The organism is Streptomyces sp. NPDC097617, from assembly GCF_044761485.1.
GTDB lineage: Bacteria > Actinomycetota > Actinomycetes > Streptomycetales > Streptomycetaceae > Streptomyces.
Genome location: NZ_JBIWCL010000006.1, coordinates 191,058 through 203,123, shown reverse-complemented (window position 1 = coordinate 203,123; position 12,066 = coordinate 191,058). Strand labels below are relative to the sequence as shown.

Annotated in this window: 10 protein-coding genes; 5 read left to right on the top strand and 5 right to left on the bottom strand. The window is 72.7% G+C overall.

Annotation, left to right across the window (positions count from 1 at the left end; all coding sequences use genetic code 11):
- Nucleotides 1–23 precede the first annotated feature (23 nt).
- Nucleotides 24–1,280, bottom strand: a complete 1,257-nt coding sequence (locus tag ACIQZO_RS13550; protein ID WP_403624737.1) for a serine hydrolase domain-containing protein — start codon at nt 1,278–1,280, stop codon at nt 24–26.
- Nucleotides 1,281–1,989: 709 nt separating this feature from the next.
- Here ACIQZO_RS13550 and ACIQZO_RS13545 point away from each other — a divergent pair.
- Both ACIQZO_RS13545 and ACIQZO_RS13540 read left to right on the top strand, forming a co-directional pair.
- Entirely contained in the window at nt 1,990–2,886 is an 897-nt protein-coding gene (locus ACIQZO_RS13545) for a helix-turn-helix domain-containing protein (RefSeq protein WP_403624734.1), read from the top strand.
- Nucleotides 2,887–2,991: 105 nt separating this feature from the next.
- A complete protein-coding gene (locus tag ACIQZO_RS13540; RefSeq protein WP_403624731.1) occupies nt 2,992–3,900 on the top strand; it encodes a hypothetical protein in 909 nt (302 codons plus the stop codon).
- Between the two features lie 57 nt (nt 3,901–3,957).
- Here the strand turns inward: ACIQZO_RS13540 and ACIQZO_RS13535 are convergent, their stop codons facing one another.
- Together ACIQZO_RS13535 and ACIQZO_RS13530 are read right to left on the bottom strand one after the other, a co-directional pair.
- Entirely contained in the window at nt 3,958–5,172 is a 1,215-nt protein-coding gene (locus ACIQZO_RS13535) for a Cmx/CmrA family chloramphenicol efflux MFS transporter (protein ID WP_403625034.1), read from the bottom strand.
- An 84-nt stretch (nt 5,173–5,256) separates the two neighbouring features.
- On the bottom strand, nt 5,257–5,922 hold the full coding sequence (locus ACIQZO_RS13530) for a hypothetical protein (RefSeq protein WP_403624728.1): 666 nt from the start codon (nt 5,920–5,922) through the stop codon (nt 5,257–5,259).
- A 124-nt stretch (nt 5,923–6,046) separates the two neighbouring features.
- Here ACIQZO_RS13530 and ACIQZO_RS13525 point away from each other — a divergent pair, with 124 nt between their 5' ends.
- Nucleotides 6,047–6,733 (top strand): copper homeostasis protein CutC, encoded by a 687-nt coding sequence (locus ACIQZO_RS13525; protein ID WP_403624725.1) that lies wholly within the window; start codon nt 6,047–6,049, stop codon nt 6,731–6,733.
- 159 nt (nt 6,734–6,892) lie between these two features.
- On the opposite strand, the gene ACIQZO_RS13520 is transcribed toward ACIQZO_RS13525, so the two are convergent.
- Nucleotides 6,893–8,956 (bottom strand): HelD family protein, encoded by a 2,064-nt coding sequence (locus ACIQZO_RS13520; RefSeq protein WP_403624722.1) that lies wholly within the window; start codon nt 8,954–8,956, stop codon nt 6,893–6,895.
- 300 nt (nt 8,957–9,256) lie between these two features.
- Here ACIQZO_RS13520 and ACIQZO_RS13515 point away from each other — a divergent pair, with 300 nt between their 5' ends.
- Together ACIQZO_RS13515 and ACIQZO_RS13510 are read left to right on the top strand one after the other, a co-directional pair.
- Nucleotides 9,257–9,436, top strand: a complete 180-nt coding sequence (locus ACIQZO_RS13515; RefSeq protein ID WP_403624719.1) for a hypothetical protein — start codon at nt 9,257–9,259, stop codon at nt 9,434–9,436.
- A gap of 58 nt (nt 9,437–9,494) precedes the next feature.
- Complete coding sequence (locus ACIQZO_RS13510; protein ID WP_403624716.1) at nt 9,495–10,262, top strand: glycosyltransferase 87 family protein; 768 nt, start codon at nt 9,495–9,497, stop codon at nt 10,260–10,262.
- On the opposite strand, the gene ACIQZO_RS13505 is transcribed toward ACIQZO_RS13510, so the two are convergent.
- Nucleotides 10,220–11,863, bottom strand: coding sequence for a DNA repair helicase XPB (locus tag ACIQZO_RS13505; protein ID WP_403624713.1), 1,644 nt, complete (start codon nt 11,861–11,863; stop codon nt 10,220–10,222). The genes ACIQZO_RS13510 and ACIQZO_RS13505 overlap by 43 nt on opposite strands.
- Nucleotides 11,864–12,066 lie beyond the last annotated feature (203 nt).

Genomic DNA, 12,066 nt, shown 5'->3' with positions numbered 1-12,066 from the left:
CGGGCGGGCCGGGGGCTGGGGGCTCAGGGGCTGGGGGCCGGGGTCGGGGCGGGGGTCGGGGGTGACGTGGAGGTTGATGTGGACGGCTCCGGCACGGTGTTGGGCTGGGCCGCGGCCGGGAGCCCCCAGACGTGCTCGGGGGTCACGATCTTGGTGACGGTGTTGGCGATGAGGGAGCTCAGGCTGCCGAACTTCCCGTCGATATCGGAGTTCACCACGATCACCATGGTGGCGCGGGCCTGCGGGAGCCGGACGGCGATGGTCTCGTAGCCGGGCAGCTCGCCGTTGTGGCCGATCCAGCCGTCGAGCTCGGCGATACCGAGCCCGTAGCCCACGTCGGCGTGCCCGGTGGGCAGCATGCGCAGCCGCTGGGCCTGGGTGCCCGGCTCCAGCAGCCGGCCGCCGTCGGGCAGCCGCCCGGTGACCAGGGTCGGAACCCAGGAGCGCAAGTCATCCATGGTGGAGATCATCGCGCCGGCCGCCCAGCCCCAGGAAGGATTCCAGGTGGAGGCATCGACGGTCGCGCCGTCCGGGGTGAAGTTGGTGTAGCCGTGCACGAACGGTTCGGTGATCTCCGCGCCGGTCGGCAGCGAGGTCGCGTCCAGGTCGGCCGGTTCGAAGACGTTCTGCTCCAGGTAGGTGTGCAGGGGCTGTCCGCCGACCTTCTCGACGAGGAGGCCGAGCAGGACGGTGTTGGTGTTGGAGTACTCCCATTTCGCGCCGGGCGCGAAATCGGCCGGGTGCCCGAAGGCGATGTCCAGCAGCTCCTGCGGGGTCCAGGCGCGGTGCGGATCGGCCTTGAAGGTGGCTTGCCAGCGCGGGTCCTCGGTGTAGTTGTAGAGGCCGCTGCGCATGTCGGCGAGCTGCCGGACGGTGATCCTGTCCCCGCCGGGCACGCCGTCGAGGTACGCCGAGATCGGCGCGTCGAGCCGTATCCTCCCGTCGTCGACGAGCTGGAGCACGGCCGTGATGGCGAAGGTCTTGGTGACGCTGCCGATGCGGGTGTGCATGTCGGTCTTGATGGGGACGCCCGTGGCCTTGTCGGCGGTGCCGAAGGCGCGCACGTAGGAGTCCTCGCCGTCGACCCACAGGCCGACGCCCACCCCGGGGATGGCGGCCTTGCGCATCGCCTCGGTGATCGCGTCGTCGAGCTGCTCGGCGATCACGGGGTCGATGCCGACGCGGCCCGGTGGGGCGGCGGCGGGGGCCTGGCCCGCACACAGCGCGGTCAGCAGCAGCGAAGCGGCTGCCAGGACGGTGGGCGTGCGGTACCGGCCCATGGAGGATCACCCTCTGACGCACGTCCCCGAGCGGTCCCCGTATCCCCGAGCTGACGTTCCCATCGTAGGAAGCCGGGTCCGGGGCGGCGACCGGGGCGACGACCGGGGCCGGGAAGGGGACCGGGGTCCGGGCCCTGTCGGGCCGGGCAGGCGGCGCACGCGCGGGCCGGCTCCTCGCGGGGAGGAACTGACGAGGGCCTGCACGCACCGCGGCTCTCCGCAGCCTCAACTGCCGTTCGACGGTGGCGGCGACGGCCACTCCCCAGCCGGCGTCCGGGTCCACCTCCCGGCCCGGCCGGGCTCGTCCGCCTCGGGCGCGGCCTGGTCCTCGTCGAGGCGCTCGCCGACCGTTGGGGCGTCGGGCTCGGTCCCGTCCCCCGGAAGACCGTATGGGCCGAAGCCGCCCCGCCGTGCCCCTGACCTGCGGACATCGCTCGCGCACCGGAGCCCGCGCGGTGGGACTCCGGTGGCAGGGACGATCCCAGGAATCAAGACACGAGAGGAAAAGCACCCCACCAAACCCCACCCCTCCCGCCCATGGGGCACGCTCACTCGCTTGAGTGAAAAATGCCAACTTGGCTGGCTTCGGGGAGGGTTGCCTGATCTACGCTCAGCGCGACAGACCACATCACCGCCGACATGCGTCGGCCCCCGCCGGGACTGCAATCCCAAGGCGAGGGCCTGACCACCGAGGAAGCAGCCCTTCCCGATGGATACTCAGAACATTAGCGCGCGCCCGCACGCCCAGTCCCGGAACGACGGGGAAAGCCACCCCTCCCGGCGAGCCGGTGCGAACACACGCTCCGGCGGTGTCATCCACGACAACGCCCGCCACACCACCCGCTTCACGGTGATCGGCAACCACCTCGCCCAGCACGCCGAGCTGTCGCTGCTGGCCATCGGCCTGGCCGTGCACATCCAGTCCCTTCCCGGCGGCGCGCTCATCGACATCAGGACCCTCGCAGCCCGTTTCCCCGAGGGGAAGGCCCGGATCGCCGCCGCCCTGCGCGAACTGGAGGCCCACGGCTATCTGCGCCGCACCTGCGAACGCACCAGCGGCGGCCGCGTCGTCACCCGCACGGTCTCCTGCAACCAGCCGGGCCGGTCCGGCGCCACGGACGAGCCGAAACCGACACCCCGACGCCCCGCCCGCCGGGAGGGCGAGCCGCCGCGCCGCGCCCTCCCCGCCGTACCGCAGCCCGCGTACCGTGCCCCTGACCTCCTCCGGTCCGCCATCGAGGTCCTCGCCGGCCTCCGGCGTGGGGATCCCCGACTCCTGCTCTCCGTCACGGATGTCGATCACCTCGCCCCCGGAGTCGCGGCCTGGCTGGAGCGCGATCTGCCTCCGAGCGCCGTACACCACGCCCTGACCGCCGACCTGCCGGCGGAGCCCTTGCACCGCCCGGCCGCCCTCCTTGCCCACCGCCTCGCCGCCCAGCTCCCGCCGGTGCCGCCGTTCCGCGCCCCGGCAGCACCTGAGGCCGTCAGGCACCCGCTCCAGAACTGCGACCTCTGCGACCGCGCCTTCCGCGGCCCGGAACGGGGTGGCTGCCGCGTCTGCCGCGGTCTCCGGCAACCGGCCACCACGGCTCACCCCTCCGGGTGAATATCGCCAACAGGCCCCATTCAGGACCGCGTTGTCCCCTTACGCTCGCCGCAAAGAAGTCTTACGCATATGCCAGAGGCAATTTCTATTCTCACAGGAACCCCCATGGTCGGCTCGTCCCACGAGGCGATGCACCGCATCTTCCAGGAACATCCGGAGCTCTTCTCCCGGGTGTCGGAGGTGCTCGGCGTCGACTTCGCCCCACCCACGTCGTTCACCGTCCTGCCCAACGACCTCACCGAGACCCAGCCACTCGAACGCCGTGTCGACACGCTGCTGCGGTTCGACACGGAGGACGAAGGGTCTTTCCTCCTCGCCGTCGAGGCCCAGGGCAAGAAGGACCCGGACAAGCCCGCAAGCTGGGCGTACTACGCCTCTTACCTCCTCACGAAGTACCGGCTGCAGCCGGTCCTGCTGGTCGTCTGCCAGGACCGCTCGACCGCCGAATGGGCTGCTCGCCCGGTGCGCTTCGGCCCTCCCCAGTGGCCCCTGCTCACCTTGTGCCCGCTGGTTGCGGGGCCGCACAACATGCCGCTGATCACCAACCCCGCCGAAGTCCGAAAGGACCTCGCGCTCGCCGCCCTTGCCGCGATCACCCACGCCGCGAGTCCGGACATCGGGGCCATACTCAAAGCAATGACCAATGTGCTGCCGGACACACCGGCAGAGCTCGCAAACCCGATCATCGAACTCATCGCACAAGGCCTGGGCAAGCACCCGTCCGCAGAACTCTGGAGGAAACTGGTGGCCGTGGACCTCTCTTTCTACAAGTCGCCCCTTTCCGAAGAACTCCGTGACGAGGGCCGGGCCGAGGGCCGGGCCGAGGGCCGGGCCCAGGGTGAGGCACGACGCGCTGCGGAGGACGTTCTTGCTGTCCTCGCCGAACGGGGCGTCGATGTCCCCGAGGAGGCCCGTGAGCGCATCACCGGCTGCGGTGACCCCGAGACCCTGAGCCGCTGGCTCCGGCGTGCCGTCACCTCCCCCTCCGCCGAGGGGATCTTCACGGACGAGTGATCCCGGCACGCCGACCGGGGGCGGTGCGCGCTCGTACGCGGGCGCGCAGGGTCCGGCTCAGGCGCTGACGCGGGCCGTGGTCGGGGCCGGCGCCGAGGAGGCCACGACGCGGGTCGCCTTCGGGCGCGTACGGCGGTCCAGGCGCAGGGCGAGCACGGTGAGGGCGATCGCGGTGACCGTCATGGCGCCGCCCGCCCAGGCGGTGGCGGCGAAGCCCATGCCCGCGTCGATGACGGTGCCGCCGAGCCAGGGGCCACCGGTGTTGCCGAGGTTGAAGGCGGCCGTGGTGGTGGCGCCGGCCAGGGTCGGGGCGGCGCCGGCCACGTTGAACATGCGGGCGTTGAGCGCCGGGGCGGTGAAGAAGGCCGAGAAGCCGAGCAGGAAGGCGAGGGCGACCGCCGCGGCGGCGGTGGAGGCCAGCAGCGCGAGCGCGGCGAGGAAGACGGTCGAGGCGGTGATGCCCCAGATCATCACGCCGAACAGGTGCGCGTCGGCGACCCGGCCGCCGACCGTGGTCCCGGCCAGCGCGCCGATGCCGAAGAGGCCGAGGATCCACGGGACCCACTGCGCGTCCAGCCCGGCCACGTCCGTGAGCAGCGGCGAGAAGTAGCTGAAGGCGCAGAAGACGCCGCCCGCGGCCAGCGCGGTGATGCCGATGGAGAGCCACACCTGGCGGTCGCGGTAGATGCGCAGCTCGCGCCCGAGCGAGGGCTTCTCGGCGGGCAGCGGGATCTTCGGGATCAGGGCCAGGATGCCGACGAGGGCGACGGCGGAGGCCGCGCCGACCGACCAGAAGGCGGAGCGCCAGCCCAGGTGCTCGCCGAGGAAGGCGCCGACGGGGACGCCGAGGACGTTCGCGATGGACAGGCCGCCGATCATGACGGCCATCGCGCGGGCCCGCTGGTCCTTGTCGACCATGGCGATGGCGACGGCCGCGCCCACGGCCCAGAAGCCGGCGCAGGCGAGGGCGGAGACCACGCGGGACGCGAAGAGGAGCTCGTACGAGGGGGCCAGCGCGCCCGCGACCTGCCCGAGGCCGAAGAGGCTGATGAGGGAGATGAGGGTGGTGCGGCGGGGGAGCCGCAGGGTGGCCACGGCCAGCAGCGGCGCCCCGACGACCATGCCGATCGCGAAGGCGGATATGAGCAGACCCGCCTGCGGAATGGTGACGCCCATGTCCTCGGCGATGGGTGGCAGCAGCCCGGAGAGCATGAATTCACTGGTGCCGAGTGCGAAGACGGAGAGTCCGAGTACGTAGACGGCTACGGGCATGCGGGGGCGTGCGGCTGCTGCGGGCATGACTGTCACCAACCAGTGCGAACGCGATCGAATTCCCCGGGGTGTGTCATTCGTATGTCAGGGGTGCGCCGTGAGCGCGGCGAGCTCGGCGGCGAGGTTGGCGCGCGCAGGGGCCTCCCAGTGCGCGGCTCCGTAGGGCGTGCGGAAGAGCCGCGGCAGGTCGAGGAGCTGGCGCAGGACGGCGGCGCGGCCGGTGCGGAAGGCGTCGTCGGGGACGAAGTCGTACTCGGCGCGCACGGCGGCCGCGTACGCGGCGTAGGCGCCGGGCGCCCCGGCCAGAACGGCCAGGTCGGCGTCGCAGAGGGCCTCGCCGTCGGTGTCGCCGGGGGCGGGGTCGTGGGTGACGGTGAGCCGGACCAGGCGGGCCACCTCGGCGGTGCGCGCGGGGTCGATGCCGAGCTCGGGGAGGGCGCGCTCGGCGAGGGCGGCGCTGCGCTCCTCGTTCTCGGAGCGGTCGGGGCGGTAGACGGCGTCGTGGAACCAGGCGGCGAGCCGTACGGCGGCCGGGTCGGCGGCGTGCGGGGCGAGTACGTCGATCCGCGCGAGTACGTCGGCCAGGTGCGCGGTGGTGTGGTAGCGGCGCTGCGGTTCCGCCCAGGCGGTGAGGAGGCGGTCCGCGTAGGGGGCGGGATCGAGGTCGGCGGGGGCGCCGGCGGCGGTGACGGCCGCCTGCCAGCGGGCCCGGAGATCGGCGGTGTCGCTGCCCAGGCTGTCTGTGTCCATGGGCACATTGTGGGGTGGCGTGATTGTGCTGGTGAAGGGCGGGTGGAGCCCCGTATTCTGAATATTGGACTAGACCTATTTCCCCCACAGTTTTCCCGAGCTGGCTTCCGAAGGATGGGATCGAATGAGCAACCGTGCGCTCCTGGAGGTGATCGCCCTCGACGTGGAGGACGCGGTCGCGGCCCAGGCCGGTGGGGCGGACCGACTCGAACTGGTCACCGACATGGCCGCCGACGGGCTCACCCCGCCGCGCGAGACCTTCGCGGCGATCAGGGCGGCCGTCGACATCCCGCTGCGCGTGATGCTCCGCAGGGCCGACGGTTTCGCTGCCGGTGACGTGTCCGAGCTGGTCCGGGTGGCGCGGGAGCTGCGGGCGGAGGGCGCGCAGGAGTTCGTCCTCGGCTTCCTGGACGCGGACGGCGCCCCCGACCTGGCCGCCGTCGAGGCGGTCGTCGCGGAGCTGGACGGCTGCCGCTGGACCTTCCACCGGGCGATCGACCGTGCGGCGGACCGGGACCAGCTGCGGAAGGCGCTGGCCGATCTGCCCGGGCTGGACACGTTCCTGACGGCGGGCTCGCCGGAGGGTGTGGAGGCGGGGCTGCCAGTGCTGCTCGCGGAGGCGGCGCGGCGGGGTGAGCCGGGGTACGGGGCGCGGATCCTGGTCGGCGGCGGCCTGACGCTCGGGCACCTGCCGGTGCTGGTCGCCGGTGGCATCGACGGGTTCCACATCGGCGGCGCGGCCCGTCCCTCCGGGTGGGGCCGCCCCGTCTCGGCGGACGCCGTCGCCGACTGGCGCGCCGCCCTCGCCTGACGGCCGCGCCGCCAGGACCGGGGGCTCCGCCCCCGAACCCCGCGCCTCGAACGCCGGCGAGGCTGGAATACCGCGGCTCCGCCCCCGAACCTCGCGCCTCGAACGCCGGCGAGGCTGAAGTGTTGGGGCGGAGCCCCAGGAGGGGGCCCTCAGGTCAGGTCAGGTCAGGGCGTCGGGCAGGGCGGTCGCGTGGAGGACGGAGAGGCCCGAGACCGCTCGGGTGAGGCAGACGTACAGGCGGCGCAGGCCCGTCCGTTCGTCCGGCTCGCCGTCCACGATCGCCGCGGGCTCGTCCAGGACCACGTAGTCGTACTCCAGACCCTTCGCCAGCGACGCCGGCACCAGCGTCAGCCGGGACTGCGAGGTCGTCTCCTCACCGGGAGACAGGTACGGCAGCCCGGCCGCCAGCACGGCGTCCGCCAGCGCCGGGATCCGCGCGTCCGCCGCGATCAGCCCGATCGATCCCTCGTGCACCAGGGCGTCACGGCACGCGGCGACCACCGCCGCCGTCAGGTCGGACGTCTCCTCGATCCGCAGCGACCCCGGGGTCTCACGGACCGAGGAGACCGGGGCCAGGCCCGGGGAGATGGCCGGCAGCAGCCGGGAGGCGTAGGCGATCACCTCGCGCGGTACGCGGAAGCCCGCCGTCAGCTCCTCCAGCACCGCCTGCGGCTTGCCCAGGTGCGCGAGGGCCTCGTCCCAGCTGCGCGTGGCCCACGGGGTGGTGCCCTGCGCGAGGTCGCCGAGGACCGTCGCCGAGCCCGTGGTGCAGCGCCGTCCCACCGCCCGGTACTGCATCGGCGACAGGTCCTGCGCCTCGTCGATGACCACGTGGCCCAGCGAGTGCGTCCGCTCCACCAGGTCGGTCGCCTCGTCGATCAGGACCAGGTCGGCCGCCGACCACTTCGCCGACTTCACGCTCCGGAACGGCTTCGGCCACAGGAGCAGCTTCTGCTCGTCCTCGGTGAGTACGTCCGCCGCGTGCAGTGCGAGGAACTCGGGGTCGGACAGCAGACGCAGGACGAGCTTCGCCGGTTCGACGGGCGGCCAGATCTCCTTCACGGCCGCCTTCACGGCCGGGTTGCGGGCCACCGCGTCCTGCACCCGGTCGTCCGGCGCCTCGCCCGCCTGCTCCATCCGTACGAGCACCGTGTGGGCGATGCGCTGCGGCAGGGCCTCGCGGGCGGAGCCGTAGCGGATGTCGCGCTTCTGCAGCTCCTCGACCATCTCCTCCAGCTCGTACGCGGGCACCCGCCAGCGGCGCGAGCCGCGGACCACCATCAGCGGCTCCGTGGGGCGGGTGACGTGCGAGCGGACCGCGCGGCTCAGCACCTGCGCCATCCGGGCGTCGCCCTTGACCACGGCGGTTTCGGCGGCGTCCGTGCCGCGTACCTCCAGGCCGGGGCGTGCCACCAGGTCGTCGACGGTGGCCTGCTTGACCTCCAGCTCGCCCAGGGCCGGCAGGACCTGCTCGATGTAGTGCAGGAAGGAACGGTTCGGCCCGATGACGAGCGTGCCCGTGCGGGCGAGGCGGTCGCGGTGCGCGTAGAGGAGGTAGGCGACCCGGTGCAGGCCGACGGCGGTCTTTCCGGTGCCGGGGCCGCCCTGCACGCAGACGGAGCCGGACAGGCCGGAGCGGACGATCTCGTCCTGCTCGGGCTGGATCGTCGCGACGATGTCGCGCATCGGGCCGACGCGCGGGCGCTCGATCTCCTGCTGGAGCAGCTTGCTGACGGCGGCCGCCTCGGCCGGGTCCGACAGGTGCTCGTCCTCGTACGCGGTCATCTCGCCGCCGGTGTAGCCGAAGCGGCGGCGCAGGGAGATGTCCTGCGGGTCCTTCTTGGAGGCGCGGTAGAAGGGCTGGGAGACGGGCGCGCGCCAGTCGATGACCATGGGGTCGCCGCCGGCGTCGTGGACGTGGCGGCGGCCGATGTAGAACTGCTCGCCCTCCGCGCCCTCGGCGAGCTCGGCGCCGGGTGCGTGCTGGTAGTTGAGGCGGCCGAAGAAGAGCGGGGTGTGGGCGAGGTCGGCGAGGGCCTTGATGCGGTCGTCGATCTGGGCCTGGAGGACGATCGCGTTGACCCAGTTCGCCGTGACGTCGCGGATGTCGAGGGCTTCGACGTCCTCGCGCATGGCGCGCAGGGCGGAGCGCGAGGCGGTGAGGTGGGCGCGTTCGCGGCCCAGCGGGTCGTCGTGCGTGGTCTCAGGGGCGTGCGCGGGCACGGAACTGCCTCCAGCTGCGGGGGTCGGAACAGATGGCCCGCCGGTTTCCGGCCGGAGGGCGGCTCTCCCCGTTGAGACGGCGGGAGGCGGAAGAGCGGAGATTCTAGCCACCGGGGCGGTGCGGCGCGAACGGATTGAGGGGCGCCCGCCGACGGATCCGGATGGGTGTCATACCTGGGAGTGTCAGACCTCGGTCGCCACCCCTAGGGGTGTGCATACGACGGGAGGAGGACTCGGGAGGCCGGGAAGTTCCCTCCCGGGAGCGATGTGCGGGACGGTGCGGAAACGCACCATGGATGCATGAGCCCCGCAACCTTCACCCCGATCCAGGGCAGCCGTCCTAGCGGCGCCGACTACGACTCCCGTGCGCACAACGGCCTGGGCGGCATGCTGCGCGCCGTCAAAATCTTCGCGGCGACCGCCGTCAGCGTCGTCGTCCTCGGCGACTACGCCGAGGACGCCGGCGTCATACGTCACTGACCTGCGGGCGGATCCGGGGACCGCACAGCGCGCCCACTGATCCACTAGGGTCACGCGGGTGACCCGGAGCCCCGTTCCCAGCCGCTCGTCGTCGTCTCTCGCCGATGTGCTGCTGACCGGCTCGCTGCTGGTGCTGGGCGTGCTCTGCATCGCCCTGCGCATTCCGGTGGCCGACGCTCTTGTCCAGGGTTTCTCCGCCGCCGAGTGGAGCCCGCCCGCCACGTATCCGCCGTTCGCCGCGATCCTGTTCACGCCGGCCGCGTGGCTGCCGGCCGGCGCGCTGAAGGCCTTCCTCGTCCTCGGCAACGCCGGCCTGCTCGCCCTGCTGATCACGCTGTCCTGCCGCCTCGCGGGACTGCGGTCCCGGCCCGGACCCGTGCTGGCCGCGACCATCGTGGGGCTGTGGCTGCAGCCGCTGTTCCAGGCGCCGCTGCCCGGTCAGATCAACCTGGCCTTCGCCTGCCTGGTCCTGTGGGACCTCGGCCGGCCCCGCTCGGCGCTCGGCAAGGGCTTCGCGCTGGGCATCGCCGCCGGGATCACCCTCGCCCCGGCGGCCATCGCCGCGTACCTCCTGCTGACCCGTCGTGTCCGGGCCGGGCTCACGGCCCTGGCGGCCTCGGTCGGCACCGCCCTGCTGGGGCTGCTCGTCCTTCCGGAGGCCTCCGCCGCCTTCTGGACCGGGCAGCTGCCCGCTGCGGCCCGGGCACTCGTCCTGGACTGGCCGCCCCTGTGGGTGTGGTGCGCGCCCTTACTGGCCGTCCTCGCGGCCCGGACCTGCCGGGGTCAGTCGCTGGCCAGCAACTCGTCGGCGTCCATGATCCGGTAGGCGTACCCCTGCTCGGCGAGGAACCGCTGGCGGTGCGCCGCGAAGTCCTGGTCGATCGTGTCGCGCGCGACGACCGAGTAGAAGCGCGCCTCGTGGCCGTCCGCCTTCGGCCGCAGCACGCGGCCCAGGCGCTGGGCCTCCTCCTGGCGGGATCCGAAGGTGCCCGACACCTGGATGGCGACGGTGGCCTCCGGCAGGTCGATGGAGAAGTTCGCGACCTTCGACACGACCAGCACGCTGATCTCGCCCTCGCGGAAGGCGTTGAAGAGCTTCTCGCGCTGCGCGTTGGAGGTCTCGCCCTTGATGACGGGCGCGTTCAGGTGCTCGCCCAGCTCGTCGAGCTGGTCGATGTACTGCCCGATGACCAGGGTCTGTTCACCGCGGTGCTTGGCCACGAGAGCCTCGGTGACCTTCCGCTTCGTCGCCGTCGTCGCGCAGAAGCGGTACTTCTCCTCCGTCTCGGCGGTCGCGTAGGCGAGCCGCTCCGCCTCCGTCAGATTGACCCGGACCTCCACGCAGTCGGCGGGCGCGATGTAGCCCTGCGCCTCGATCTCCTTCCACGGGGCGTCGAACCGCTTCGGCCCGATGAGCGAGAAGACGTCCGACTCCCGCCCGTCCTCGCGCACCAGCGTCGCGGTCAGGCCGAGGCGCCGGCGGGCCTGGAGGTCGGCGGTGAACTTGAAGACCGGCGCGGGCAGCAGGTGCACCTCGTCGTAGACGATCAGGCCCCAGTCCCGGGAGTCGAAGAGCTCCAGGTGCGGGTAGACGCCCTTCCGCTTCGTCGTCAGGACCTGGTACGTGGCGATGGTGACGGGCCGGATCTCCTTGCGGGTGCCGGAGTACTCGCCGATCTCGTCCTCCGTCAGCGAGGTCCGCTTGACCAGCTCGTGCTTCCACTGGCGGGCCGAGACGGTGTTCGTCACCAGGATCAGCGTCGTCGCCTTGGCCATCGCCATGGCCCCGGCGCCGACCAGCGTCTTGCCGGCGCCGCAGGGCAGCACGACCACACCGGAGCCGCCGTGCCAGAAGCCCTCGACGGCCTGCTGCTGGTAGGGGCGCAGCGCCCAGCCGTCCTCGGCCAGGTCGATCGGGTGCGCCTCGCCGTCCACGTAACCGGCGAGGTCCTCGGCGGGCCAGCCCAGCTTGAGCAGGGTCTGCTTGATCTGGCCGCGCTCGGAGGGGTGCACGGCGACGGTGTCGGCGTCGAGGCGCGCGCCGACGAGCGGGGCGACCTTCTTGGAGCGCAGGATCTCCTCCAGCACCGGCCGGTCGGTGCTGGTCAGCACCAGTCCGTGCACGGGGTGCTTGGAGAGGGTCAGCCGGCCGTAGCGCGCCATGGTCTCGGCGACGTCGACGAGGAGCGCGTGCGGGACGGGGTAGCGGGAGAACTCGACGAGCGCGTCGACGACCTGCTCGGCGTCATGGCCGGCGGCCCGGGCGTTCCACAGGCCGAGCGGGGTGATCCGGTAGGTGTGGATGTGCTCGGGGGCCCGCTCCAGCTCGGCGAAGGGGGCGATGGCGCGCCGGGCGGCCCCGGAGAGCTCGTGGTCGACTTCGAGAAGGAGGGTTTTGTCGCTCTGGACGATGAGTGGACCATTCACGCGCGGCGCCCCGTTTCATTCAGGTCAAACCTCCAGTGTGCCGTACGGCGCGGAGGCTGGGAACACGGCGCTTCGGCGGGGCACCCGGGCGGGGGCCCCCCGGGGCCCCCCCCCGGGGCCCCCCCGGGCCCCGCCCCCCCCCCCCCGGGCCCCCGCGGGCCCCCCCCCGGCCAAGCGCGGCCCGGGGTGGGGGCGGGCCCCCC